The 25,364-nt window shown below is 39.8% G+C and carries 23 protein-coding genes and 1 pseudogene; 6 read left to right on the top strand and 18 right to left on the bottom strand.

What is annotated here, in order from left to right:
- Positions 1 to 35 precede the first annotated feature (35 nt).
- On the bottom strand, positions 36 to 1,319 hold the full coding sequence (locus tag NXG62_RS11760) for an ArsB/NhaD family transporter (RefSeq protein WP_427112614.1): 1,284 nt from the start codon (positions 1,317 to 1,319) through the stop codon (positions 36 to 38).
- A 304-nt stretch (positions 1,320 to 1,623) separates the two neighbouring features.
- On the opposite strand from NXG62_RS11760, the gene NXG62_RS11755 reads away from it, so the two are divergent.
- From NXG62_RS11755 to NXG62_RS11735, 5 genes and pseudogenes are all read left to right on the top strand, one after another.
- A complete protein-coding gene (locus NXG62_RS11755; protein ID WP_427112613.1) occupies positions 1,624 to 2,388 on the top strand; it encodes a DeoR/GlpR family DNA-binding transcription regulator in 765 nt (254 codons plus the stop codon).
- A complete protein-coding gene (gene pfkB / locus NXG62_RS11750; RefSeq protein ID WP_427112612.1) occupies positions 2,385 to 3,287 on the top strand; it encodes a 1-phosphofructokinase in 903 nt (300 codons plus the stop codon). The genes NXG62_RS11755 and pfkB overlap by 4 nt, the downstream gene beginning before the upstream one ends.
- 32 nt (positions 3,288 to 3,319) lie before the next feature.
- Positions 3,320 to 5,236 (top strand): PTS fructose transporter subunit IIABC, encoded by a 1,917-nt coding sequence (locus NXG62_RS11745; RefSeq protein WP_427112611.1) that lies wholly within the window; start codon positions 3,320 to 3,322, stop codon positions 5,234 to 5,236.
- 72 nt (positions 5,237 to 5,308) lie between these two features.
- Positions 5,309 to 5,566, top strand: a complete 258-nt coding sequence (locus NXG62_RS11740; protein WP_427112610.1) for an HPr family phosphocarrier protein — start codon at positions 5,309 to 5,311, stop codon at positions 5,564 to 5,566.
- Between the two features lie 19 nt (positions 5,567 to 5,585).
- A pseudogene (locus tag NXG62_RS11735) lies at positions 5,586 to 6,109 on the top strand (putative PEP-binding protein).
- Positions 6,110 to 6,297: 188 nt separating this feature from the next.
- Here the strand turns inward: NXG62_RS11735 and NXG62_RS11730 are convergent.
- The 12 genes from NXG62_RS11730 to NXG62_RS11675 all read right to left on the bottom strand — a co-directional run bounded on the left by NXG62_RS11730 (position 6,298) and on the right by NXG62_RS11675 (position 17,700).
- Positions 6,298 to 7,308: an XdhC family protein gene (locus tag NXG62_RS11730; protein WP_427112609.1), complete on the bottom strand. Its 1,011-nt coding sequence runs from the start codon at positions 7,306 to 7,308 to the stop codon at positions 6,298 to 6,300.
- 12 nt (positions 7,309 to 7,320) lie between these two features.
- Positions 7,321 to 8,364: a sulfate/molybdate ABC transporter ATP-binding protein gene (locus NXG62_RS11725; protein ID WP_427112608.1), complete on the bottom strand. Its 1,044-nt coding sequence runs from the start codon at positions 8,362 to 8,364 to the stop codon at positions 7,321 to 7,323.
- Positions 8,361 to 9,032: a molybdate ABC transporter permease subunit gene (gene modB / locus NXG62_RS11720; RefSeq protein WP_427112607.1), complete on the bottom strand. Its 672-nt coding sequence runs from the start codon at positions 9,030 to 9,032 to the stop codon at positions 8,361 to 8,363. The genes NXG62_RS11725 and modB overlap by 4 nt, the downstream gene beginning before the upstream one ends.
- Positions 9,033 to 9,113: 81 nt before the next feature.
- On the bottom strand, positions 9,114 to 9,965 hold the full coding sequence (modA, locus tag NXG62_RS11715; RefSeq protein WP_427112606.1) for a molybdate ABC transporter substrate-binding protein: 852 nt from the start codon (positions 9,963 to 9,965) through the stop codon (positions 9,114 to 9,116).
- A gap of 35 nt (positions 9,966 to 10,000) precedes the next feature.
- On the bottom strand, positions 10,001 to 10,939 hold the full coding sequence (locus NXG62_RS11710) for a molybdenum cofactor synthesis domain-containing protein (RefSeq protein ID WP_427112605.1): 939 nt from the start codon (positions 10,937 to 10,939) through the stop codon (positions 10,001 to 10,003).
- Position 10,940: 1 nt separating this feature from the next.
- Positions 10,941 to 11,918, bottom strand: a complete 978-nt coding sequence (moaA, locus tag NXG62_RS11705) for a GTP 3',8-cyclase MoaA (protein WP_427112604.1) — start codon at positions 11,916 to 11,918, stop codon at positions 10,941 to 10,943.
- A complete protein-coding gene (gene moaC, locus NXG62_RS11700; protein ID WP_427114281.1) occupies positions 11,915 to 12,406 on the bottom strand; it encodes a cyclic pyranopterin monophosphate synthase MoaC in 492 nt (163 codons plus the stop codon). Before moaC ends, moaA begins: the two co-directional genes overlap by 4 nt.
- 11 nt (positions 12,407 to 12,417) lie before the next feature.
- Entirely contained in the window at positions 12,418 to 13,437 is a 1,020-nt protein-coding gene (locus NXG62_RS11695) for a molybdopterin-binding protein (protein WP_427112603.1), read from the bottom strand.
- Positions 13,434 to 14,516: a histidine phosphatase family protein gene (locus tag NXG62_RS11690; RefSeq protein WP_427112602.1), complete on the bottom strand. Its 1,083-nt coding sequence runs from the start codon at positions 14,514 to 14,516 to the stop codon at positions 13,434 to 13,436. Before NXG62_RS11690 ends, NXG62_RS11695 begins: the two co-directional genes overlap by 4 nt.
- Before the next feature lie 2 nt (positions 14,517 to 14,518).
- Positions 14,519 to 15,355 carry a TylF/MycF/NovP-related O-methyltransferase gene (locus NXG62_RS11685; protein ID WP_427112601.1) on the bottom strand — a complete coding sequence of 279 codons (837 nt, stop codon included), beginning with the start codon at positions 15,353 to 15,355 and terminating at the stop codon, positions 14,519 to 14,521.
- 2 nt (positions 15,356 to 15,357) lie between these two features.
- Positions 15,358 to 16,281, bottom strand: a complete 924-nt coding sequence (locus NXG62_RS11680; protein ID WP_427112600.1) for an NTP transferase domain-containing protein — start codon at positions 16,279 to 16,281, stop codon at positions 15,358 to 15,360.
- Positions 16,282 to 16,845: 564 nt separating this feature from the next.
- Positions 16,846 to 17,700 carry a hypothetical protein gene (locus NXG62_RS11675; RefSeq protein WP_427112599.1) on the bottom strand — a complete coding sequence of 285 codons (855 nt, stop codon included), beginning with the start codon at positions 17,698 to 17,700 and terminating at the stop codon, positions 16,846 to 16,848.
- A gap of 302 nt (positions 17,701 to 18,002) precedes the next feature.
- Between NXG62_RS11675 and NXG62_RS11670 the strand changes: the two genes are divergently transcribed.
- A complete protein-coding gene (locus tag NXG62_RS11670) occupies positions 18,003 to 19,127 on the top strand; it encodes a M20/M25/M40 family metallo-hydrolase (RefSeq protein WP_427112598.1) in 1,125 nt (374 codons plus the stop codon).
- A 72-nt stretch (positions 19,128 to 19,199) separates the two neighbouring features.
- Here NXG62_RS11670 and NXG62_RS11665 read toward each other — a convergent pair whose 3' ends face one another.
- From NXG62_RS11665 to NXG62_RS11645, 5 genes are all read right to left on the bottom strand, one after another.
- Positions 19,200 to 20,660 (bottom strand): sodium:solute symporter family protein, encoded by a 1,461-nt coding sequence (locus NXG62_RS11665; protein ID WP_427112597.1) that lies wholly within the window; start codon positions 20,658 to 20,660, stop codon positions 19,200 to 19,202.
- 18 nt (positions 20,661 to 20,678) lie between these two features.
- Positions 20,679 to 20,924 carry a DUF3311 domain-containing protein gene (locus NXG62_RS11660; RefSeq protein WP_427112596.1) on the bottom strand — a complete coding sequence of 82 codons (246 nt, stop codon included), beginning with the start codon at positions 20,922 to 20,924 and terminating at the stop codon, positions 20,679 to 20,681.
- 90 nt (positions 20,925 to 21,014) lie between these two features.
- Positions 21,015 to 22,196 (bottom strand): amidohydrolase, encoded by a 1,182-nt coding sequence (locus NXG62_RS11655; RefSeq protein ID WP_427112594.1) that lies wholly within the window; start codon positions 22,194 to 22,196, stop codon positions 21,015 to 21,017.
- Positions 22,197 to 22,468: 272 nt separating this feature from the next.
- A complete protein-coding gene (locus NXG62_RS11650; RefSeq protein WP_427112592.1) occupies positions 22,469 to 23,662 on the bottom strand; it encodes an MFS transporter in 1,194 nt (397 codons plus the stop codon).
- A gap of 102 nt (positions 23,663 to 23,764) precedes the next feature.
- A complete protein-coding gene (locus NXG62_RS11645; RefSeq protein WP_427112590.1) occupies positions 23,765 to 25,336 on the bottom strand; it encodes a thiamine-phosphate synthase family protein in 1,572 nt (523 codons plus the stop codon).
- Positions 25,337 to 25,364 lie beyond the last annotated feature (28 nt).

The raw sequence follows: 25,364 nt of genomic DNA, 5'->3' as shown, positions 1-25,364 counted from the left end.
TATATTCCACTGTATCTGTCTGATATTTTGTCTTTTTACAAATATCGAAAGTATACATAAATACTGCTGATAAAAACAGAAAGGACCATTAATGGAAACGCAATCTTCATAAAACCAATAAAAGAAATTTGTCTGCCCCGCTGTGCAGCCATCGAAGCGACCACAACATTGGCACTTGCTCCAATCAACGTCCCATTGCCTCCCAAGCAAACTCCTAAGGATAACGACCACCAAAGAGGATCGAGATTAGTCATACCCATGATTCCCATATCTTTGATAAGAGGGATCATCGTTGCGACAAAGGGAATATTATCAATAAAAGCAGATGCAAAAGCACTTATCCAGAGAATCAGCATGGCAGTTGCCGCTAAATTTCCCTGCGTAATTTTCACAGCTTCCGCAGCCATTATGGCAATAACCCCCGTATCAACCAACGCTCCTACCAGAACAAACAATCCAGCAAAAAAGAATATGGCCGTCCATTCTATTTTTCCTAACACCTTAGTAATCGTACCTTCGTCATGACGACAGCTGATTAACAACAATAACCCTGCACCGGTAAGTGCCGCTGTCGCTGTTCCCAAATGAAGCGTATTATGAAATACAAATAACCCGATTGTTATACATAAAACAAACAAACATTTTCGCAGTAACCCCGGTTTGTGAATCTGTTTTTTAGCATCAAGCCTCATAACTTGCTCCTGTAATATTGCTGTTGTATGAAGTTTTTCCCTGTATATAAAAATAAGTACGATTTCCGTCACAGCAAATATACCTACGCAAACAGCCGACAAATTGGTAATAAAAGACATAAAATTCAGTCCAGCAGCACTGCCGATCATAATATTAGGCGGATCTCCAATAAGAGTCGCCGCACCACCAATATTAGCTGCTAAAATCTGTGAAATCAAAAAAGGTTTTACATCTATCTTCAGTTGTGATGTAATACTAAACGTAATAGGTACGGTCAATAAAACCGTCGTTACATTATCAAGAAACGCAGAACAAACCATCGTCAAAAAGGACAAGGCCGCTAATAATGCAATGGGTTTTGCCCGAACTTTTTTTGCCGACCAAATAGCCAAAAAACTAAACAACCCCGTTTCACTGGTAATATTGACAATGATCATCATCCCCATCAAAAGACCTAACGTATTGAAATCGATATGTGCTATCGCTGCCTCCTGCGATATAATCCCACAAAGAATCATGAGTACCGCACCACATATGCCAACGATAGTACGCTGAACTTTTTCCGAAATAATAAGTACATAGGCGATCACAAAGATCACAATTGCTTCCATAGTATTAATTGCCAAAAAAACACTTCCCATTTTTCTGCTAATAAATAATCTATATATACACTATATTAATACTATTAGTATAATGTATATATAGAAACAAAACAAGAATAAATATTTTATCCGCAATTTAAGGTTATATTGTAAATGTTATATGTACAAAAAACATATATTAAAGTATATTATTTTCTATGCTTTTTTTATATTATTGAACGTTTTTGAATATTAATAAAATATAATGATTGAAAATGATTGATTTTGGATGTTTTATCACGATATAATGATAACAAGAAAATACAGTGATAAGAAAGGAGTTATAAATATGCTTTCGGAAGAACGCCAAAATGTCATTTTAAAAATCGTCAACAATGCGGGCTCTGTCTCTATTCAAGAATTAATAACCTGTCTCCACATATCTGAGTCTACAGCTAGACGTGATCTTCTGATTCTTCACGGACAGGGCAAGCTTAACAAAGTACATGGCGGAGCTACCTCACTAGGTATTAATCACACTATTTATAAAGCCGATATGGAAAGTTTAAAAGAAAAATATTTAATGCATATGGTTGAAAAACGAAAAATCGCCAAATATGCCGCGTCCCTCATTCAATCTGAAGACTTTATTTATATTGACGCAGGTTCTACGACAGAGCAGCTTGCTGAATTTATTTCCAAGCCAGAAGTGGTTATTATGACAAATAGTATTCCTTTAGTCCAAAAACTAGCCATAAAAGGATACAATGCATATATTTTGCCGGGAAAGGTAAAAAGCAGTACAGAATCTGTCGTAGGTAGTCAAGCTCAAGAACATTTACAAGATTGCCATTTTACTCTTGGATTTTTTGGTACAAACGGAATTACTCTATCTGAGGGCTGTTCCACTCCAGATATTGAAGAAGCTGCAGTAAAGCAACGTGCCTTGAAACAATGCAAACAAAGTTTTATTCTCTCTGATAATAGTAAATTCGGACTTTCCTCTCATTTTACTTTTTCCAGTTTAAAAGACACCAAAATTATTACAGCAGCTACTACTGCTGATTTTGACTATTCTATCTACAAAAAAGTTACGGAGGTTTACATTTTATGATTTATACGATTACATTTAATCCTTCTCTTGACTATGTGGTCACTATGGGCAAATTAAGCCTAGGCAGTATAAATCGGGCTGAAACAGAGACTGTTTATCCCGGAGGAAAAGGCATTAACGTAGCACTGGTTCTGGGAAATTTAGGTATCCCGGCTAAAATACTGGGATTTATTGCCGGTTTCACAGGCCAGGAAATTGAACGCTTATCTCATTTATATGGCGGCGACTGTGATTTTATCAAATTAGACACAGGGTATTCTCGTATTAACATGAAAATCAGTGCTGATACAGAAACAGCCGTCAATGGGCAAGGCCCTTCTATCCCTTTAGAAAAATTACAGAGATTGATGCAGCAAATTGACGGATTGCACGCAGGAGATATATTGGTATTAGCCGGAAGTATTCCCGCTGATATTCCTGATGATATGTACGAACAAATTCTGCAGCGTCTCGAAGACCGTTCTATTCGTACTGTTGTTGACGCAACCGGCGAATTACTGCGGAATGTATTGAAATATAAACCGTTCCTCATTAAACCAAACCAAGATGAATTGGGTGAAATATTCCAAGTCACCTTAACAACTGATGAAGAAATTATTTATTATGCCCAACGGCTGCAAACAGAAGGAGCCAAAAACGTTCTAGTTTCACTCGGCAGCAAAGGTGCGCTGCTCATAGGAGAAAATGGTACAATCTATCGACAAGCCTCCCCTCCAGGCAGATTAGTTAATTCGGTCGGAGCCGGAGATAGTATGGTTGCTGGTTTTATTGCCGGATACCTGCACAACGGCAATATGGAAGAAGCCTTACGGCTCGGTGTATGCACAGGAAGTGCTTCTGCCTTTAAAGATTGGCTGGCAACGAAACACGATGTTTCCCAAGTTTTGCTTACGTTATAAGCAGTATATTCAATGACAAAGGAGAAAACATTATGCGTATTGTTGACTTATTAAAAAACCAGAGTATCGATTTACACGCAACAGCAACAGACAAAAAATCAGCTATTGATCATATGGTTGACTTAATGGCTGCTAATGGTAATCTTATAGATAAAGGAACTTATAAAAAATGCGTATTTGACCGTGAACAAGAAGGCAGTACCGGTATCGGTGAAGGAATTGCAATTCCGCATGCCAAAACCGCAGCTGTACGAGAACCGGGCCTTGCTGCCATGATTTCTCGAGACGGCATCGATTTTGACAGCATAGATGATGAACCGGCACATCTTTTTTTTCTCATTGCGGCCCCAGAAGGTGGAGAAAACATTCATTTGGAATTATTGAGCCGTTTAAGCCGCATGCTGATGGATAATCAATTCCGTGATAGTCTAATGGAGTCCAAAAGTACTGATGATTTTCTTGCCATAATCGACAACGCCGAAACCAAGCAACGGATTTCCGAATCATCTGATACGGATATTTCCACACCTTTATCACCTTCTTCTCGACCTTTCGTTGTTGCCGTAACTGCTTGTCCGACAGGAATTGCTCACACATATATGGCGGCAGAATCATTGGAAACCAAGGCAAAGGCCATGGAAATTGACATTAAAGTGGAAACAGATGGCTCTGGCGGCACCAAAAATATCCTGACTACGGAAGATATAGAAAAAGCTGTCGGAGTTATCGTCGCTGCAGATAAAAATGTAGAAACCCAGCGTTTTTCTGGTAAACCGGTACTATTTGTCAATGTCGCCCGCGGTATTAAAGAACCGGAAGTGCTAATCAAACAAATACTTTCAGGACAAGTACCTGTATTTCGGGAAAATATGGAAAATAAAGCCGAAATTGCTGCAAATAAGCGAAACGAAGGTGTCGGTCGTCAAATATATAAACACGTAATGAACGGAGTATCTCATATGCTTCCCTTCGTCATAGGCGGAGGTATTATGATCGCCTTAGCTTTTCTCTTCGATATGCAACATGCCGGAACTGCTCAATTTGGCTCCGGTACCCCATTAGCCGCTTTTCTAAAAAATATAGGCGGATTATCTTTTGGCATGATGATGCCTATTTTAGCAGGTTATATCGCAATGAGTATCGGTGAACGTCCCGCGCTTATGCCAGGTATCGTAGGCGGCTTTTTGGCAACAACAGGTGGTTCCGGATTTTTCGGTGCTCTTTTTGCCGGCTTTATCGGTGGTTTTCTTATTCTTGGATTAACTCGGCTGTTTTCCAACCTTCCTAAAGCATTAGAAGGAACAAAACCTGTTCTTCTATTTCCCGTAATAGGACTCATCCTTATCGGTATTGTCATGACCTATATTATTAATCCCCCTACCGCACTATTTAATGCTTGGCTGGCCGATACCTTGAACGGCATGTCCACATCAAGCCGTATTATTCTCGGATTGGCTCTCGGCGGCATGATGTCTATTGATTTCGGCGGTCCCATAAACAAAGCTGCCTATGTGTTTGGCACTGCCTCTCTGATGAGTGCTTCCGGCACTGCCGTAAGTTCAGGGATTATGGCTTCCGTCATGGTGGGTGGAATGGTTCCGCCTATTGCAATTGCACTCTGCACATTGTTTTTTAAGCGTAAATTCACAGTGAAAGAACGTCAATCCTGCATTACTACGTTTATCATGGGTGCTTCCTTTATCACGGAAGGTGCTATTCCTTTTGCTGCGTCTGATCCACTCCATATTATTCCATCCTGTGCTATAGGTTCTGCTGCCGCAGGCGCATTATCTATGTTATTTAATTGTACGTTGCCAGCTCCACACGGCGGCATTTTTGTTTTTGGTGTTGTAACAAACTGGCCTATGTATCTCGTTTCGTTACTCATCGGTTCTATTGTCGCCATGCTGATTCTCGGCGTAATCAAAAAAGATGCACTACAAGAATAACGCCCTATACACAACCGCAGCAGATAATTATAATACAATATAGACTTGTTCATATAAGGGGGAGGTTTTGTTATGAAAAAATTTACTTATACTATTAACGATCCAGCAGGTATTCATGCCCGTCCGGCAGGTATTCTTGTTAAAGAAGCAAAAAAATTTGAATCATCCATTTCCATTTTAACGGCTAATCAAAAAGGAGATCTGAAACGTATTTTTGCAGTTATGGGATTAGGTGTCAAACAAGGACAAACAATCACCATTCAAATCTCCGGTCCAGACGAAGATCACGCAGCGGATGTAATAAAATCCTGCTTAAAATCCAATTTATAGCTAAAAGGAGTTATACTATATTACAGTAAAGGGGAAATGCGTTTTTGCCGGTATCGCAATCGGCCCTATGGCTCTTTTTCATCGCAGTACTATTTTCACCGCTGCCCATACCATAGAAAATGTTGAAGCTGAAACTGTCTGTTTTCATTCAGCCAGAAAAAAAGCAATATCCCAACTTCAAAACGTATACGACAAAGAACAAGCTGCCGTATTTGAAATCCATCAAATGATGCTTGATGATCCGAATATGGAAGTGGGTATCATGATCGAAACTTCAGCCGCTGCTATCATCAGTGATGAACTAGCAAAAGAAGTAGATTTTTTAGTATCGGTACTAATGACTTAACACAGTATACAATAGCTATTGATCGCCAGCATACAGGCCTCGATAATTTTTTTAACCCGCATCATTCTGCTGTATTGCGTCTTATCAAGCAAACAATCGAAAATGGGCATAAAGCAGGAATTTGGGTTGGAATTTGCGGAGAACTCGGAGCTGATTTGGAACTGACAGAATATTTTTTTGCGTGCCGGTGTCAATGAGCTTTCTGTATCACCTCCTGCTATACTGCCTCTGCGCAAAAAGATCCGTTCCCTTAATTTAAGCCAAAAATAAGCTTCGCTAAAGCAAACATAGTAACTCTATATGTGTAAAACGGGGGATAGGATGAAATAATTTCATCCTATCCCCCGTTTTACACATATATTATTTCTGAAGTCTATAGAAATAATTAATATCCTCCCATCGTATGCATTGTCCTTCCCGCTCTTTTTTCAATTAATTGTCCTGCAATACTGACCGCGATTTCCGCTGGTGTTTCACTGCCAATATCAAGTCCGATAGGAGCTGTGACTCTTGCCAAGTCGGTATCCGTAAAGTGTATTTTTTTCAGCTTTTCCGCCACCATTGCATGTTTTGTCCGACTTCCAATAACACCAATATAACTAGCCGGGGTCCGCAATGCAAACCTTTCTACTTCAAAATCGCCTTCATGCCCCCGTGTAACAGAAATAATATAATCTTCCGGCTGTATATCATAAAATTTCTCTAATTCATTATAGTCTCTTACATAACAAGCTTCCGCATCCGGAAAAAGTTCAGGTGCAGCAAATTCCGGTCTATCATCTGTCACAATACAGCGAAACCCTATAAATCGCAACATGGGAACTAATTTTTGTGCCACATGTCCGCCGCCGAAAATAAAAACACGAATATGATTATAAATCATCATAACGTAATAGGTTCCCTCTGATGTGTCAATGGTATCACATCCCTTAACTGACGTAATTTCCATTTTTTCTACAGGAATATCTATCCCAGCTATTCCCTCTGTACAGACAAAACCTATTCTTTCTGCCGTAAAAGGCAATACCAACCAGCCTGCTTTATGATCTTTTATTGCACGCCACATAGTATGTACAGCCTGTTTATTTCGTTCTGTCGGAGCTACAAACGTGAATAAAACCTCCACATTCCCGCCGCAGGCACCACTTAAATTAAAAATAGATACCTTTCCTTTTTTTTGCTTTAACACCTCCTCGGCTTCTTGTAAAGCTAAAAATTCCATGTTTCCGCCGCCAATAGTTCCTGCCGCCAACCCCGCATCATCGACAACCATGCAAGCTCCTTTACTGCGCGGTGCGCTTCCTTTATCTGAAGTCAACGTGACAAGAATACTGTTTTTTTCCTTTTGCAAATCATTCCATAACGCATCAGCAATTTCATATATAATGTCTTTCATTTATTACGCCTCCTACGCATATAACAAAAGGATATTTTCCCCCTTAATCCCCAATTTTTCAGGTATTGTTTTCGGCTTATCCGTTTTAGCGAAACGCCACCATATCAAATTCGTCTCTTTATTTTGTCCTAGATACTGGAATTTTACAATCCACTCAAAGGGCTGTTCGATTTGCTCGACTACAGTAATATCAAAAGCATTTTCACTGATTTCTCCGCAAAAACAATGGGCACGTATGCCGATGGCCTGCACCCCTTCTTCCACATAACGTCCCGTGTCAAGTATAAGATTCCAATCCGGCACGTATATTTGTGTTGTTCCTAGTTTATTTGCTTTAACTATATTTTTGCACCCTGTAAGTTCTGCACCCACACGCGTTGCCGGATCCTGAAAAATTTTCTTTGTTTCTCCAAAAACATCCAAATGTCCTGCATCCAAAACAGCAATATGATCACATAATTGATATGCTTCATCCCGACTATGCGTAACAACAATAACATCTTTTTGAAATTCTGCCAAAAGCGTATGCAATTCGGTCATAAGCTGTTCTTTAAGATAACTGTCAAGTGCGCTGAACGGTTCATCCAAAAGCAAAATTTCAGGTTTATTGATGAGAATACGTGCCAGGGCCACTCGCTGCTGCTGTCCTCCGGAAAGCTGTGCCGGTTTGCGTTTTTCCAGTCCTGACAACTGCATGCGGTCTATAATATCTCCAATACGATTCGTCCGTTCCCTTTTATCAGATACCGTATGCACCCCACAAGAAATATTCTCCGCAACAGTCATATTAGGAAATAACGCATAATTTTGAAAAAGGTATCCTACATGGCGTTCCTGTGTTTTTAAATTAATGTTTTTTCTACTGTCAAATACCGTACGTCCGTTTATAATGATTTTCCCCTCATCAGGCCGCTCAATTCCCGTAATGCATTGCAATGTTTTGCTCTTTCCGCTTCCCGATGCGCCTAAGAGTCCTAAAATACCATATTCTAATTGAAATTCCACATCAAGTCTGAATGCTCCTAGTTGTTTATGGATTTCTATGGTCATGCTCATGAACAGACCCGCCTTCCTTGTCCGTGTTTTTCCAACATATTAACGGTCAATAATACTACGGCACTAATAGCAATATTGACTAACACCCACACAAAAGCGCTATATTCATCATTGGTTCTCCATAATTGATAAACTGTTGTCGAAATAGTTGCGGTATTTTTTGGAATATAGCCAATAAGCATGCTGGTCGCTCCATATTCACCAAGTGCTCTGGCAAAAGACAATACAGTCCCAGCGATGATTCCTTGTTTACAATAAGGCATCCGTATATGCCAGAATATATATGTACCAGATAATCCTAATGTTCTTCCACTCCAAGCAAGCGTTTCATCAAAACTTTCAAAAGCTCCGCGTGCCGTACGATACATCAGCGGAAATGCAACAACCGCGGAGGCAATAATTCCTCCATACCAGGTCATGACAAACTGCACTCCTATACTTTGTAAGAAAATTCCAACAGGATGTTTCAAGCCAAAAACAAGTAATAACAGCCAGCCGCATACGGTAGGCGGTAAAACCAGAGGCAACGTTAATACAACATCCAGAACTCCTTTCCATACTCTCGGTAGTTTAGCTACATAGTATGCCATACCTATACCACTGAAAAATACGATGACACAAGAAATTGCTGCAATCCGCAAGCTATTCCATAGTGGATACCAATCCATAGTTATCAAGTCCTTATACAAAATGAGCGAAAAACTTTTTTTCTTGCGAAAAGTCTTCCTCTTATTTCATTTTACACTTTTTCAGCTGATTTTACTAAAACCAACACCTTCAAAAACCTTCATAGCTTCTTCACTTTGCAAATATTTTAGAAACTCTTTTGCTGCTTCCTGATTGTTGCTGTTCTTCATGACAGCAGCCGGATAAATAACCTGACCGCACATAGATTTCGCAGCAAGGCCGAGAGGTGTTAGTCCGGCACTAAATGCATCCGTACTATAAATAATCCCACAGTCCGCACTACCTTCCTTAACTTGTGTAGTTACTTCTTTAACATTAGAACCATAGGAAATATGTCCGGCCTCTGCCAATGCAGTTTCATCGAGTTTATAAAAATCTAAAATTTTCTGAGTATATTGCCCCACAGGAACATCACTGTTGCCCATGACGAGACGAATAGATCCATTTTTTAATTTTTCAGCCATATCTTCAAAATCTTTAATATGTTTAGGATTATCCTCCGGTGCAACAAGGGCCACTTTATTTTCCAATAAATTTAACCGCGTTCCCTGCAAAACATAATCCAATCTTTGTGGATTTTCTGCTTCCCCTTTAGAAACATCCAATTCATTCATTTGTTTAGGTGCCGCAGAAATAAACAAATCACAAACTGCCCCATTTTGAATTTGTGTTTTTAATGTTCCTGATGAGTCAAAGTTATAAATAATTTCAATATTAGGATGAGATTTTTGGTAATTTTCAGCAATGGTATTCATTGTTTCCGTCATACTGGCGGCAGCAAATACTGTCAGATGAGTTTTTTTACCCGCATCTGCAGCGGTCTTTGCGTCTTTATTGTTAGAGATGCCGCATCCCATGACATTAAACAGCAAACAAGCAAGTATACTCAACCCAATATATTTTTTAAATTGCATGATATTCACCTCTTCTAATTTTAGATCATTTTTTATCAACGTCGTCCACACTCGGCAATCTCTCCGCGCAAAACAGCTAACCCGTGTGGCAATGTATCAAGGATACAATCCAGACATTCTTCACAAGCCGCAGGACTGCCCGGAAAGTTAATAATCAACGTTTTATGACGAATGACACTCACTGCTCGTGACAACATTGCCCGTGGTGTAATATGCAAGGAATAGGACCGCATTGCCTCTGCAATTCCCGGAACATTCTTTGTAGCAACTGCCAATGTAGTTTCAGGAGTAATATCACGCGATGCAAAGCCGGTTCCACCCGTTGTTGCCACTAAATCTAATTGCCGTTGATCCGCTAACCGACATAATTGTTGTTTCAATGCAGCGGCATCATCAGCAATTAAAATTTGCTCTACCACTTCATATCCTGCTCGTTTTAACCGTTCCGATATAAGTGGTCCACTCACATCCTCTCGTTCACCGCGGCTTCCTTTATCGGAAAGAGTTATAACCGCAACTTGATATGGTCTTTTGACTGTTCGTTTTACTATCTCTAAACGATCTCCGATATGAACCATACCGCCCTTTAAAACACGGGCAAAAATGCCCTCACGCGGCATAATGCAGTCACCTACAGACTTATATATGGCACAGTGCGCATGACACTCTTTGCCAATCTGAGTTATTTCCAGCAATATATTATTCCCGCATTGAAACAATGTTCCGACGGGAAGCTTCGATAAATCAAATCCCTGTACAACTAGATTTTCTCCGAAAGATCCAAACTCAACATGCCCCCCTTTTTGACGGAAAGCCTGTATTTTTTCTATGGATAATAAGCTAATTTGCCTATGCCAATGTCCGGCATGTGCATCCTTCTTGATTCCCCATTCCTGAATCAGTTCCGCTTCATTAACAGGTACTTTTTGAACACCTCGCACCGTACTAATACAAATCGCTGCTATTTTTCCCATGTTATCCTCCTATTCGGTTCATTGTTCTATATTCTGTAATTTTATTTTTTTCTGTAAAGCAATGTTCCTTCGGCTTTATACTGACTGCCATAGTAAACATATGAACCAACATTTGTTCCAAATCAAAAAAATCTGTTCCCGCCCGCAGCAGGGGTTTTAGCTCGACTGCCGTATCATAACACAAACAGGGTTTTAACTGACCGGTACTTGTTAGACGCATGCGATTGCAATCTATGCAAAAACGATGTGTGTTAGCTGCAATAAAACCGATGCGGCCTTTCAGTAACCGACTTTTAAAATACACGGCGGGCCCGTTACCGCGTTTTTCATTTACAAAATGCAAATCAGGGTACTGACGCGTTAGACATTGAAGCATATCATTTTCAGATGGGCCCGCATAATTACGTCCAACACCAATAGGCATTATCTCAATAAATCGAACATCCACCGGATAGTATGCGGCAATTTCGGCTAATGCCGCCACTTGATCTTTATTTTCTTCCATAAGAACGGTATTAATTTTTGTATGAATACGTGAGGCAGCACATGCTGCAATCGCGTCCCTCACCTGATGCAATCCATTTACTCCTGTAATACTTCGAAACTGTCCTTCCTCCATAGTATCCAAACTAATATTCACTCCATCTATACCCGCTGCCTCCAAATCCGGCAATACTTGTTTTAAATATATGCCATTAGTAGTCAGCGTAACATTGTTAACACCGGGTATAGCTTTTAACGCAGCAATAAATGGTACAATCCCTTTACGCACCAACGGTTCTCCTCCTGTTATTTTAAACCGATCGATTCCCAAAGATACAGCAACACGGCAAATTCTAAGAAATTCTTCATATGTCAAAATTTCCTCATGACAAATATGCGGCACAGTAATCGGCATACAATAACGACATCTCATATTGCATCGATCCGTAACAGAAATGCGCAAATAGTTAATTACCCGTCCCCATGAATCCTTCATTGTATCACGTCCTTTTCCGTATACAGAAAATGACCGCTTTTACCACCAATTTTTTCAACTAAATGAATTCCGCTGATTTCCATACGCTTATATACGGCCTTACACATATCATATATAGTAAGTAAAGCAACAGAGACACCCATGAGAGCTTCCATTTCCACTCCGGTCACGCCCTCACACTTTACTGTACACCGTGCTTCAATCTCACTCGTTTCCGGACAAAGGGAAAATGTAACACTGCACGTTGTAAGATTCAATACATGGCAAAGAGGAATCAGCTCACTGGTCCGTTTAACACCCATAATGCCACCTATTTGAGCGATACTCAACACATCTCCTTTTTTTACAGTTCCCTCACAAACAGCTGCAAAACATACGTTATCCATGCGTATCCGACCTACAGCAACCGCAATGCGGGAAGTGCTTTTTTTATTGCTTACATCGACCATAACTGCATTTCCTTTGGCATCAAAATGTGTAAATTCCATCATAACGCCTCCTATTTTCCAAATCCGCAATTAGGAAAAGTACAAATTGCACAATTTAAACAAAGCCCTCCTTCACCAAGAGCCGAAATCTGTGCTGCCGTAATAGGAACATCAACCAGCAACGCCGGCAGTACTAAATCAAAAATAGTTCGTTTAGCATACATGACACAACCGGGCAGTCCCACTACAGGCCGTCCGTCATCACTATAAGCCAAAAGAAACATAGCACCCGGAAGTACCGGAGCTCCATAAGCAACAATATGAATTCCACTGTTTCTAATTGCCAGAGGAGTCTGATCATCAGGGTCCACACTCATTCCTCCCGTGCAAAATACCATATCCATTCCATCGGCAAGCATTTTCTGAATTGCACTGGTAATCTTGTTGTGATCATCATCAACAATAATGTGCATTTTCATTACCGATCCAAATTCCATCAATTTTTCTTGAATAACTGGCGTAAACGTATCTTCGATCCGGCCATGAAAAATTTCATTTCCCGTCGTAACAACTCCAAATTTTTTTTGTTTAAAAGGAATAACATTAAACAGCGGTTTCATTCCGCCAACCTGTTTAGCCATTTCCATTTTTTTCTTTTCAATAACTAAAGGAATAACACGCGTCCCTGCCAATATATCTCCCTTTTGCACGGCAAAGCCACCATGCCGTGCAGCAATCATCATTTCTCCCAAAGAGTTAATTGCCCTGACTTGATCTTTTTCAACAGTAAATACCCCATCACACATTGCAATAAGTTCAATTTTTCCTTCCTTAGGTTCTCCCGACCGTATGTTATCTCCCATACAAATATCCCGTAAAATCATGGCCGCTTCATTTTCATGCAACATATTTTCATTGTTTTCCCAAATATACACATGATCTTTGCCGACAGAAAGCAAAATGGGAATATCTTCTTTTTGTATGATATGCCCTTTACGAAAAACCGGGGCTTTGGTAACACCTCGGATAATTTGTGTAATATCATGACAAAGAACTTGTCCCACTGCTTCTTTTGTATTGATTTGTTTCATGGTTTTCCCTCCTCTTGTTCTATCATTCTTTGAATGCGGATCGCCGCATTATATTGTTTCTGATGATTTATTTTTGCTTCCGCCGTAAGACACTTGCTCCAGCTTGAAGCAAACCGTTCTTCCAATGTGACTTTTTTATTACCGCATACTCTTTTATCGGCTAAATAAAGAATGCTCGCTTCATTAATCTCTCTCTTTATTTCTGGTATGCAATGATGCTGTTCTATGGATTTGGCAACTTTCATGTATCCTCGTTCTCGTAAAATAGTTGCTGCCATTTGTGGATGTACACGTCCTGAAGAACGGCACAAATCATGAAGAAGCGCGGCAGCATGCAGTGCCTTTTGAGAAACAAACACCTTTCTATCAAGCAAATAATTACTAATACGCCAGCATTCATCCCATACAGCAAGACAGTGCTCTCGTACGTTTACCGGAGTCCCATAGTCATCCCATAACTCATGAATTTCTTTTATTGAAGGACTATCATCAGGCAACTTGCCAACGGCTGTAACAATAAGTTCATTATCCGTATAATTAAGGACTGTCACACTACCATAGGGTTGACGGAACATGACATCAATTCTAGGATTGAGTCTCATAAGACGGTACATCAAAGCTCGAATGCTTCCCTCATGTGTCACCACAACAGCATTGTGTGCCGTCTTCGCCAAAATTTTTAAAACAACCTGCTGCATTCTATCAGCAGCTTGGTCCAATGTTTCCGCACCCAGCGGAACAACGGCCCAATTATCACCTCTTTTTTGATATAAATCAGGGTATTGCCGTCGAATCTCCTGAAAACTTTTCCCTTCCCATAATCCTACATTAATCTCTCTTAACGCGGTCATTTCTTGAACAGGAAACCGTCCAGATGCAATAATTTCTGCTGTTTTTTTACTGCGCAATAACGGACTGCAATAAATACTTTCAATGAAATCGAAATAAGGAATCCATGCCTGGGTTTGTTTCATTCCCTCATCACAAAGAGGGACATCCGTCCGACTGCCGATACAAAAACTTTTGTTATCAGGAAATAATGGTTTTCCATGTCTGATCAAAAAAACATATTGTCCCATAATTACTCCTTTACTACAATAGCAGTACCATGGAAATCACCTAATGGAACAAGTGCTAAACGACCATGATTTTTCTCATAATCAGCAACTGCTTTTCGTATTCCTTTAAAGCGATTTGAATCCCAATCATGAATAATCAAAATTCCACCTGCCGCCAGACGCGGCAAAAACCACTCAAGAGCTGCCAATGTCGGTTCATATAAATCTGCATCAAGACTGACCAGTGCAAATACGTCCTGTATGTCTTTACACGTTAACGGAAAATATCCCTGAAAAATAATTACGTTATCTTTATGAGGAAGCCGTTCCCATACCTCTGCCGCATTTGTATCAAAAAAATCATGCATATCGGCTTGCGAAAAGCCGCATTCTGCTTCTGTTCTAATATCGCGGCTGTCAAACCCGGAAAACGTATCAAATAAATATAGTTTTCTATCTGGAAAAAGTTCATTTAACGTAACCGCAAACTCTCCTTTATAAACGCCTAATTCAGCAATGGAACCTTCCACATTACAAATCCGGTCTGCTGCACGAAAAAGTACCGCGCTGCGCATATCCATGACATCTATAAAATCGGATAAAGAAACTATTTGCCCGATAAATCCGAGATTTTGTATCTGCTGTTTTAACTCCTTTGTCCGTACTGTATCACGCACTGCAATAACAACAATATCAGAACGAAGCTGCAGTGCTTTTTCCACTGAAAAGATAGGAATATTATATATATGTCCCGATACCGCATTATCTCCAAATGCCAGTATCCTAAACAGCGTATGGTTAATTAGTGCTGCCGTCGTCTTTCCTATTTGTCCCGCTCCCAGTATCACGATAGTCTTCATATTCAGGGCTCCCAATCAAAATAATCGTCAAATATATCTTCCGCATATTTTTTAACTGCCTTTGCATATTGTTCATAACAAAATAAAAGTTTTCTGCCATCTTCTGTAAGAATGCTCATTCCGCCGGCTTCTCCTCCATGCTGCCGTTTTAAAAGAGGAAATCCGAGCCGTTCTTCCAATGCTGCCAACATCTTCCATGCTTTGCTATAAGAAATGCCGATTTTTTCACTAGCCACTTTGACAGTTCCTGAATATGCAACCATGTGAAGCAGCAATGCTGCATTTTTATCAAAAAGACGGCCTTCACGCATAAGAGATACATCCACTGCCGGCCTAAAAAGAAGTTTATTATTACGTTCCAGCAAATCCTGATATTCTTCCTTGGTATCTGCATCAAGCAAAATTCCTTCATCCTCCACGGCAATAAGATTAATATCTTCGGCATAAAGATCTATCGCCGTTTTTAACCCACCGTTTCCCTTGTATTTTATAATTTTGTCGACAAGTGCACCGGATAACAGAACAGGATGCCCATCCCGATCAAAATATACAGGTTTGACCACATCCGATACCGTATCAAGCAATTGTCGTACCGTATCGTATGTAAATAAAGGAATATCAGCCGGTGTAAAAAAAACACGGTCACACAAGTTCCGGATAAAGGAAAGGCCTAGTAAAACAGAGTCAAACATTTCGGTATGCTCATAATTTGGATTACGCACACAAATAGCGCCCATTTTAGTTATATGCTTTTCCAATAATTCAGCATAAAAACCAGTTACAACAACGATAGGAAAAACTTCGGCTTGTTGAAAATTTACAATCACTCTGCCAATAATAGACATTTCTCCCATACTCATCAAGGGTTTAAAATCTCCCATTCGCGATGACATCCCCGCTGCTACAATGACCGCACCTGTTCTCATATATAATCCCCACCAATCGAGTTGTATTTTTTTATAACTCGCTGTCCTCTTAGTAGACTATCCGACATTTTCTTCATTGTATCATACGTTTTTTAAAAATAAATATGATACATTCAAAAATATTCAATTATGCATTTTTAGTAATATAAATATTACAATAATGCACTTTCAGTATTAATTATCGTAAGGAATACTCGTAATTTTTCTTTATACTTGCGTTACATCCACTTACTTCTGTCCCCTGTTCCGAAAAAGGTCTGCCCCATATACCACTTTTACGTAAATGACTTACTTAAAGGATCAGTCCAAAAATCCGGAAAACCAATGCCCTTTATGACTGAAAACAACAAGATTAAAGTAATTAAATTTTTTAAATACCCGGGGCACTTTACTTATCACCAAGACAGGCAATAAAATTTCTAAATATTTCGGTATTTCCAAATACACATTATATGTTACCTAGACAGCAACGACTAATTTTCCCAAAGGACAGCACAAAAAAACCGATCTGCCTTTTATGCAGATCGGTTTTTATATTTCAGTATGGTTTTTCCAATAGTAGTATTAATTCTGTGAAACTGTCTTACAGGGCATTTGCGGACGCATGGCTTCCATGATAGTTTTTAAACAATCAGGCGATATTCCCGTACTTTGAGACATATCTGCCGCCATCTGTTTTATGTCATTCCGTTTCCTCTGCCGAAAGTCATCCTGGTGGGTTTTAAAATAATTTTGGATAGAATCTGCTTCAGTTTGTGTCATTTTTCCATCTCTAACCATCTGCTCCATCATAATTTTATGGTTGGCATATTGCGGCATCATCATAAAATAAATCTCTTTCAAACGTTCTGCAGAAATTCCCGTTTCTTCAGCCGTTTGCTGCAGCATATTCCGCAAATCCGGATGTTCTCCGTTCTGTCGGTTCCATCCTGATCTATGATTCATAAAGAAGTGCTGCATAGAATCCGCTTCCGCCTGTGTGATTTGCCCTTCCTGAACTAATCCCGTCATACGATCTTGTATTTGCTGAGATACGCTGTAATAGTCAGGTCTGGAAAAAATCTCTTTTATTGTTTGTTCTGAAATTCCCGTTTCATCAGGAAGGTGTTGTATCCATACGTCACGTTTTTTTATCAGTTGATTGGTATGTTCTTGTATGATATTTTCTAATTTATCTGCCTGATCCTGTGTAATTTTTTCTTCGGTCACCATTGTCGCAATTCGTTCATGAAGAGAATCGCAATGATCAAATCCCATTCTATATTGTCCTTGACTGACTCGATCAGTATCTGCCATAGGTGCCGCAACAGAGTTATTGGCTGAAACGGATATATACGGCAAAGCCATAACAATAGCTACGGCAGCACTTGCTAACATGCCTGCCATTATTTTTTGTTTTAAATTTTTTTCTATATGCATTGTATTCCACTCCTTTCTGTTATTACATTAAGTATAAACAAATAATATTACAACTTTGTTACAACCCTTATACAAAACTAATGCGTTCTCGCCAGAAAACCGTCTTTATTGCTTTTCCTTTATACGTTATCTGTTATATTAATAGTTTTTAATACAATACTTTGCTTCTTCTTTTTCTCAGTTTAAAAAATATAAAGCCAAACTTTTTATTACATCACACAGATAGTTATTGCTTTTTATTATAAAGACATTATAATATCCTTAGGTTCATTAAAAAGGACAAAATAATGAGGGGGATTACCATGAACAAACCATTAGAGCTTGCCGTACAAAAATTTATTACCGACCATAAGAAAGATTTAGTACAATTAATCATTGATATAAGTACCATTCCATCTCCGACCGGTTCAGAACAAAAAAAGGCAGAGTGGATTCTGGAAAAATTGAATAGCTGGGAAGCAGAAGGCGCTTACATAGATGAAGCTGGCAATGTAATATATCCCTATCATTTAGAAAAATCTGATACATTTCCGTTGTATAATGCTCATATAGACACTGTTTTCAACAATGTCACCACAATTGAACCAAAAATTGATGGACATACACTTTATGCTCCTTCTTGCGGTGATAACAGCTCCAGTGTAGCCGGATTGTTATTTCTCATCCGTATGCTTCATACATTAAAAATCAATTTACCTACAGGTATTCTTTTCGCCTTTAATGTTGGCGAAGAAGGACTGGGAAATTTGAAGGGCAGCCGCTATCTTGTCCATACATGGAAAGAACATCTCAGCGAAATGATCGCTGTTGATGGCAGCTGTAACCAATTTGTCAATCTTGCCGTAGGTTCTCGGCGCTATACCATTTCCATTACGGCAGAAGGCGGCCACAGCTGGGAAAAATTTGGCAACAGCAATGCTATCGCCGCAGCCTCTTCCATTATCTGCCAGTTGTATATGCAACAAGTACCGACAGTACCGAAAACTACATATAATGTAGGCACTATCTGTGGTGGTTCAACGGTAAATTCCATTGCGGAACAAGTAGAGTTTACCGTTGATCTGCGTTCTGAATCAAAAGATGAATTAGAACGTATTGATAAACATCTGACAACTATTTTACAAAAAGCGGATACGGAAAAAATACAAATCAAACAAACACTTATCGGGGAACGGCCTTGCAGTCAAGGCATCACACAATCAGAAATCTATGATCGTATTGCCGCTATTCGTGAAAACAACCATCAACCGATGAAATTTCATGCTGCCAGTACAGATGCTAATATTCCCTTAAGTATGGGAATTCCGGCTATTTCTTTTGGTATATGCGAAGGAAGCCGCGCCCACTCTATTTATGAATCTATTGATTTGGATACGTTAGAAGCGGGAATGAATCAGTTGGCAGCATTTTTATTGTTTCATATGTAATAAATTTTTATATAAAAAAAGGGCTGTGAAAAAATGATTTCTCATTTTTTCACAGCCTCTTTTTTATTTTAATTATTGAAGCCTCGTTTTTCCTTCTTTAGTCAAAAGGCTGACTGCAATAAAGACAATAAAGTTACAAACAAGAGCTACAAAACCAGCATTAAAATGAATACCCATCAATGGGAACGGGTCCATTTTGTTCAACATCAAGTAAAATACAAGGAATTCACCGACAAGAAGACCGCAGATAGCTCCCAATTTACTGGATTTAGGCCAGAACATACCAAATACAATAAGCGGAAAAAACTGTGTAACTCCGGAATAACCGGTAAGAAGCAAATTAACTAAAAGATTAGCATGGAAAATAGACAAATATAAAGCAATTGCCGTCAGAACAAGAATAAAATACCGAGCAGCTTGTTTCATATGTTCCGGGGATACATTTTCATCTCCGCCGCGGAACCCTTTAATATAAATATTACGAGATATCAAAAGCGAGGTAGATAAAAGCAAGTCCGCCGCCGGAATCATACAAGCAAGCGCACCGGCGCCGCCTACAATTCCAAGAACCCAAACAGGGAAGGTATCTTTAACCAAATATAAGAAAGCCATGTCAGCTACGGGCAATGGATTATTTATATATACTAACAACGCAGTAAAACCAACAAGCATAGGGCATATCAGCAACAGATGATATACGGGAAGCCATACAGCGTTGTGCCGCGGGACATCCGGATCTTTAGCGCTGAACGTGTTCGTCGTAAAATGAGGCCACATATAAAATCCTGCCGCCATAACACAAAGCGTAGACATGGCCCAGCCTACATCCAACACGTTTGTACTTCCCGGAAAAATCAAATACGTCGGATTAATCGCTTCAATCTTGGCAAACATTTCTCCTACACCGCCGAAATAATGGAAGGGCAGATAAATGCCAAAGAAAAGCATAGCAAGCATCATGGCTATATCCTTAATAAGAGCAGTAGAAGCAACTCCCTTTAAGCCGCTTAAAAAAACAAATGCAGCAACCATAACAAATGCAATCAACATAGCGGTTATACGAGAAATCCCGCCCAGCGAAGCCACTTCCACAATAAGACCAAGCGCAGTAAGCTGCAACTGAAGATATGGCAATAAGAACGCTACACCAATACAAGATACCAAAATACCCAAAGGACGACTGTTATACAAGTATTCGACCAAATCACCTTGTGTAACAAGCAAGTGGCTGTGTCCATATACACAAATTTTCGGCAAAATGTAATAGCCTACCATATATGCCAAAGAACCATATCCCAAAATATAGAAGGACGGTCCTCCCTTCGCATAAGCCCAGCCGCTGGCACCTAAAAAAGCAAAGGCTGTATACACTTCACCCGCCATAATAAACCAATTCAGCCAACGGCCAAAATTACGATCACCGACAGCCCAGCTTTCAGAATTCATTTTATGTTTCATACCCGGGATAGCTCCCAGTATAGAAATGCCAACGATAAAAATAAACAATATAATAATTGCACTACTATTCTCCATGAATGAGTACCTCCTCTCTTAATTTTCCCTTGATTTATGACCGTCTAACGCATGTTCGGCCGCTTCTGCATCAGCTTTTGCATGCTTCTTCTTGTCTATCATATAAAGCGTATGAATACAAAACACAGATATAATGACACCCAGCTGGATCCAAAAAGCAAGAAACGGTACGCCAAAAATCATGGGATGTACCCGATTAACCCATGGCAATGCTCCAATAATCCAAATAAACGGCACTGCTGTCAAAAAAATTCGTAATGCCATAACAAAACCCCCTTCTTTATAAAATAGTATCCTATATAACAAACATCAAACAAATCCCACTAAACGCAAGAAATTGTGTCTCATTGCAGATTAATCGCAATGCATTTTCAGCCAATCAATGGCACTCTGGGCATATACACCCGAACCGCCGGATAAAATCGAATCATCTATGGTAAAGTTATTACTGTGATGGGAATTGACTGCCCCAATAAGCGGATTATTAAATCCCACAAAAGCAAAACAGCCTGGTTTATGTTCCTGATAGCGAGAAAAATCTTCGCCGCCCATAGTCTTTTGCATATGAAATAATGCATCTTTTCCCAGAACTTTTTTAACAGCACCTTGTGCAATAACTGAACATTCTTCATCATTCACAGTAGGAGGTACCATAATCCAATACTTAAATTCCGCCGTAGCTCCATACGCGTGGGCGGTATCCATAATAATACGTTCCATGGATTCCTTAAGGTCCTTTCCTACCTCCGTGCCGAAATAACGAGTTGTACCTTCCATAACGGCTTCACCGGAAATAATATTAAAACGATCCCCGCTATGTAATGTTCCTATAGTCAACACGACCGGATCAAGCGCACTGTAATGGCGGGATACCAATGTCTGCAAATTCATAACGATTGCCGACGCCGTAACAACTGCATCGATAGATTCCTGCGGCTGTGCTCCATGCCCGGATCTACCATGAACCTTAACAATAAATTGTCCGCCTGCAGCCATACGATCACCGGCCTCTACTGAAATCTTACCGGCCGGTACATCAATCCAAATGTGCCCGCCAAAAATAGCTCCAATTTCATTATACCAATTTCCAAAATTAATCATATACTGCGAACCGCTGCCCATTTCTTCTGCCGGTTGAAAAACAAGATATACTTTACCATATATATCATCTTTAACATCCAAAAGCATGCGTGCCGCACCCAAAAGCATGGCAATGTGACTGTCATGACCACATGCATGCATTTTCCCTTCATTTTTAGATTTAAAAGGAACATCATTCATTTCTGTTACATTCAATCCGTCTATATCGGCACGCAGCGCTACTGCTTTTCCCGCATGCCCTCCTTGTATCACGGCTACAAGTCCTGTGTTTTTTTCTGGGTTAATAGCATAAGGAATCCCCATTTTATCGAGCTCGTCAGCAATACGTTTCGTTGTTTCCACTTCTTCGTAACTGAGTTCAGGATATTGATGAAAATAACGCCGTAAATTGCGAACATAATCCTGATATTTTTGAACTAAATCCTTTACTTCCATTATTACCTTACCTTCTTTTCATTAAAATATTAAAGTTTATTCCACATTATACAATATAATCAAATTAGTTACAAGTAATTAATTACATTATTATTACAAAAACATTTCATTCACATTACTATTTATCATTATTATTCATTTTTATACCTTTCATACCGCATTAAACTATGTGATACTAACGCCGTTATTTTACACATTATCTTCTATATAATAAAAATAATAATATACAATAAAAATATATTAAAAATTATAATTATTTTTTTCAATTTAAATTAAGTTTTCATTTCAGACACTGAATATACCATTTTCCAACACCAAACAGCATTTATTAACAATACTCCCGCTGTAACAAAAAATACATTTTGAATTCCTATTGCCGCCGCCAAATGCCCCCCAAAAAAAGCACCGGCAAACATTCCCATAAATTGCGCCGATTGATTAAATCCGTAAATGCGCCCCAAACATAGGGACGGGGTATACTGCCGAATCAAATTATTGACAGACGGCAGCATACCCGCCAATGCGATTCCCAAAGCAAAGCGCAATATGCCAAGTTCCACCGGACTTGTTACTAATCCTTGCGGAACGAACGAAATACCTGCTAACACAAGAGAAAAAAACAATACCTTCTGCGATCCTATCCGATCAGCCAACCGTCCAATGCGGGACGCCGTAAGCATACTAGCAAAGCCGGTAGAAGAAAAAACAGCTCCGGCTATAAGTGCCAAGTGATCGGAAGACGCGACCAATTGTGAGATATACACGGTAATAATAGGTTGGATCGACATAGTAGCAAACTGCATAACCAGTGTGGTTATAAAAAGTCCGAAAATTAATTGCGGCTGCGGCAATCGATGAAACGTATCTTTTAACGTCAATGCGGCTGCCTGCACATGCGGCTTACATGTTTCATGAATTTTAAAGAGTGCTAAAAATCCCAAAAAACAGAAAAAACCTATAACAAAAAAAGTATGGCGGATACCGATAAGTTCCGAAAGCCAGCCGCCCAATAAAGGACCCAAAAGAGTTCCGCTGACCTGGCAAGTAAAAAACATGCCTAAGGCCCAGCCGGAATGATCCCGTGGTGATTCTTGGGCGATAAGTGGAATAACGGCCGCTTGAAAACCGCTCATAGCTCCCTGGGCAAGACGTAAGACCGCTAATTGATACACATTCTGTGCAAATCCCATCCCTGTCATGATAACCGCCAGCCAAAGGCTCGCTCGCAACACCATCGGCTTACGCCCATACCGATCCGACAATCGTCCCCATATAGGAGAAAAAACAGCCAAGCTAATAAAGTTGCACCCGAAAATGATGCCTGACCAGCGTTCTATTTGCTGTATGTCATGTATTCCCAGTTCCGCCACATATAGCGGCAGCATAGGCGCCATTTGACTCATTCCCACAGACACTATAAACCCTGCACAACAACATATCCATAAATTTTGTTTCCATTTTTCCATATCCACGCCTGCCTATATTGAAGTCATTTAACAATATATTATAGCATGGTACCTACGATTTATCACGTATTATACGAAATAATATTTACAGTATTTCTATATTCACTTATAATTTTTTTTAATACTTAGAACTTTTCTTTCTAAATCTTTTAATGACGTACCTATAACTAAAATTAATGTTTCCAGATTAATTCGATCCGGGGTTGTCAATATATCGGGAAGTGTATCACGATGTGCTAAAACCGTATCCAAATCAATCAAAAACTCATTCTCTTTCTGTTGATAATTTTTACATGACGGCATGTCAATACTAGTAAGCCCTGCCATATTACAAGCCTGCAAAACCGCTTTGTTCTTACGCAAATTCATTATGCAGGCTGCTTCAGGAAAATACTTGCGCACTTCAAGAATAGATTCTCCCATATGGACACTTGCCCCCATTTCCGGTTCGCTCGCAGCAACCGCCTTATTTTTAACACTGATAATTCTACCAGGTATTCCTGCCACCTGACTAAGTTGTTTGCCATTTTTTTTCACACAAGCAATATTAGCTCCAATTTCCGGTAAAAGTTTATAAATATTCTCATCACAAAATATAGCTGCAGTTTGTTTCAATGCCGCACACAACTTTTCTTCTTCTGATTGGATCTTATGCGCGTGAAGTGCTGCTGCTTCAAAAAAAACATCCCAGAATTTATCTCTGCCTGGCGGCACGAGTTCTTTTAAATCTCCATTTTCTAAATACATACACCCCTGTGATGATTTTGTAATGGTTCCGATAATCCGGGCTTTTATCCCTGCTTTTTCATAGTCGTTCAAAAGCTTTTCGGTTGTTTCCGGTGCACAGGTAAGCACTAATGTCCCTTCACTAATGATTTCCCATGTATTCAGGTTAAAATACCCGCAAACAGCTTCTATGTCATGCGGCCGCAATAAATCTTTTGTATTAATGACGACTCCCTTTCCGGAAGCCTGCGCAATTTCCCATACACCACGTTTTACGCCTCCCTCCGTGGCATCATGCATAGCATGAATGCCATGATTGTGTGCCGCTATGCGGGCATCCTTTACAACCGAAACGTCATGCATCCGTGCAAGGGATCGTTGTAAATCGTCTGTATCTATGTTGTCCTTGAGAACCTCCTGCAACTCGAACGATAATAAGGCAGCGGCTTCTACTCCGCAGCCTTTAGTAATAATAACATTATCCCCGTCTTGTGCTCCCATCGGCGATATATAGGTATCATTGGTTCCCCATACGGTGATGCCGCCAATCGTGGGTACCGTAACAGTTCCATAAAAGCCGGTATGTCCACCTACAATCGTAATACCGATTTCTTTCGCATACCGACTGATAGCTGCAATAAGTTCCGCAATATAATCTTCCTCCGTATCCGGCGGCAGCAGTAAGGAATATGTCATATAACGAGGTTGTATTCCCATAACGGCAATATCACTAGCCCCTATATGAACGGTTACAAAGGCAAAATCATCGGCGGTCATAGACAAACTGGGAAAAATCGGATCTTCAGCAACGGCCATATATGAATCTGAAAGCCTTAATATGGCCGCATCGACTCCCATATGAGGTCCCATAACGACAGCTTCTGCCTGCATTCCTGTCTGAGTCAGCACATGTTTTTGAAAAAAATCATCATTTACTTTTCCTATCATGGGTATTCCCTCCTGTATCATACTTTCA

The sequence above is a fragment of the Megasphaera sueciensis genome (genome assembly GCF_050219315.1).
Classification (GTDB): domain Bacteria; phylum Bacillota; class Negativicutes; order Veillonellales; family Megasphaeraceae; genus Megasphaera_A; species Megasphaera_A sueciensis.
The sequence above is the reverse complement of the archived record's forward strand: the minus strand, read 5'-3'. Positions and strand labels throughout refer to the sequence as shown.

What these genes read in the sequence shown, in the direction of transcription:
- NXG62_RS11675 (WP_427112599.1), bottom strand. Translation starts at nt 17,700, where the DNA reads ATGCATATAGAAAAAAATTTAAAACAAAAAATAATGGCAGGCATGTTA.
- NXG62_RS11695 (WP_427112603.1), bottom strand. Translation starts at nt 13,437, where the DNA reads ATGAAACAAATCAATACAAAAGAAGCAGTGGGACAAGTTCTTTGTCAT.
- NXG62_RS11685 (WP_427112601.1), bottom strand. Translation starts at nt 15,355, where the DNA reads ATGAAGACTATCGTGATACTGGGAGCGGGACAAATAGGAAAGACGACG.
- NXG62_RS11690 (WP_427112602.1), bottom strand. Translation starts at nt 14,516, where the DNA reads ATGGGACAATATGTTTTTTTGATCAGACATGGAAAACCATTATTTCCT.
- NXG62_RS11655 (WP_427112594.1), bottom strand. Translation starts at nt 22,196, where the DNA reads ATGGAAGTAAAGGATTTAGTTCAAAAATATCAGGATTATGTTCGCAAT.
- NXG62_RS11745 (WP_427112611.1), top strand. Translation starts at nt 3,320, where the DNA reads ATGCGTATTGTTGACTTATTAAAAAACCAGAGTATCGATTTACACGCA.
- NXG62_RS11725 (WP_427112608.1), bottom strand. Translation starts at nt 8,364, where the DNA reads ATGAGCATGACCATAGAAATCCATAAACAACTAGGAGCATTCAGACTT.
- NXG62_RS11665 (WP_427112597.1), bottom strand. Translation starts at nt 20,660, where the DNA reads ATGGAGAATAGTAGTGCAATTATTATATTGTTTATTTTTATCGTTGGC.
- moaC (WP_427114281.1), bottom strand. Translation starts at nt 12,406, where the DNA reads ATGGAATTTACACATTTTGATGCCAAAGGAAATGCAGTTATGGTCGAT.
- NXG62_RS11740 (WP_427112610.1), top strand. Translation starts at nt 5,309, where the DNA reads ATGAAAAAATTTACTTATACTATTAACGATCCAGCAGGTATTCATGCC.
- NXG62_RS11645 (WP_427112590.1), bottom strand. Translation starts at nt 25,336, where the DNA reads ATGATAGGAAAAGTAAATGATGATTTTTTTCAAAAACATGTGCTGACT.
- NXG62_RS11730 (WP_427112609.1), bottom strand. Translation starts at nt 7,308, where the DNA reads ATGAAAGACATTATATATGAAATTGCTGATGCGTTATGGAATGATTTG.
- modB (WP_427112607.1), bottom strand. Translation starts at nt 9,032, where the DNA reads ATGGATTGGTATCCACTATGGAATAGCTTGCGGATTGCAGCAATTTCT.
- modA (WP_427112606.1), bottom strand. Translation starts at nt 9,965, where the DNA reads ATGCAATTTAAAAAATATATTGGGTTGAGTATACTTGCTTGTTTGCTG.
- NXG62_RS11680 (WP_427112600.1), bottom strand. Translation starts at nt 16,281, where the DNA reads ATGAGAACAGGTGCGGTCATTGTAGCAGCGGGGATGTCATCGCGAATG.
- moaA (WP_427112604.1), bottom strand. Translation starts at nt 11,918, where the DNA reads ATGAAGGATTCATGGGGACGGGTAATTAACTATTTGCGCATTTCTGTT.
- NXG62_RS11755 (WP_427112613.1), top strand. Translation starts at nt 1,624, where the DNA reads ATGCTTTCGGAAGAACGCCAAAATGTCATTTTAAAAATCGTCAACAAT.
- pfkB (WP_427112612.1), top strand. Translation starts at nt 2,385, where the DNA reads ATGATTTATACGATTACATTTAATCCTTCTCTTGACTATGTGGTCACT.
- NXG62_RS11650 (WP_427112592.1), bottom strand. Translation starts at nt 23,662, where the DNA reads ATGGAAAAATGGAAACAAAATTTATGGATATGTTGTTGTGCAGGGTTT.
- NXG62_RS11670 (WP_427112598.1), top strand. Translation starts at nt 18,003, where the DNA reads ATGAACAAACCATTAGAGCTTGCCGTACAAAAATTTATTACCGACCAT.
- NXG62_RS11660 (WP_427112596.1), bottom strand. Translation starts at nt 20,924, where the DNA reads ATGGCATTACGAATTTTTTTGACAGCAGTGCCGTTTATTTGGATTATT.
- NXG62_RS11710 (WP_427112605.1), bottom strand. Translation starts at nt 10,939, where the DNA reads ATGGGAAAAATAGCAGCGATTTGTATTAGTACGGTGCGAGGTGTTCAA.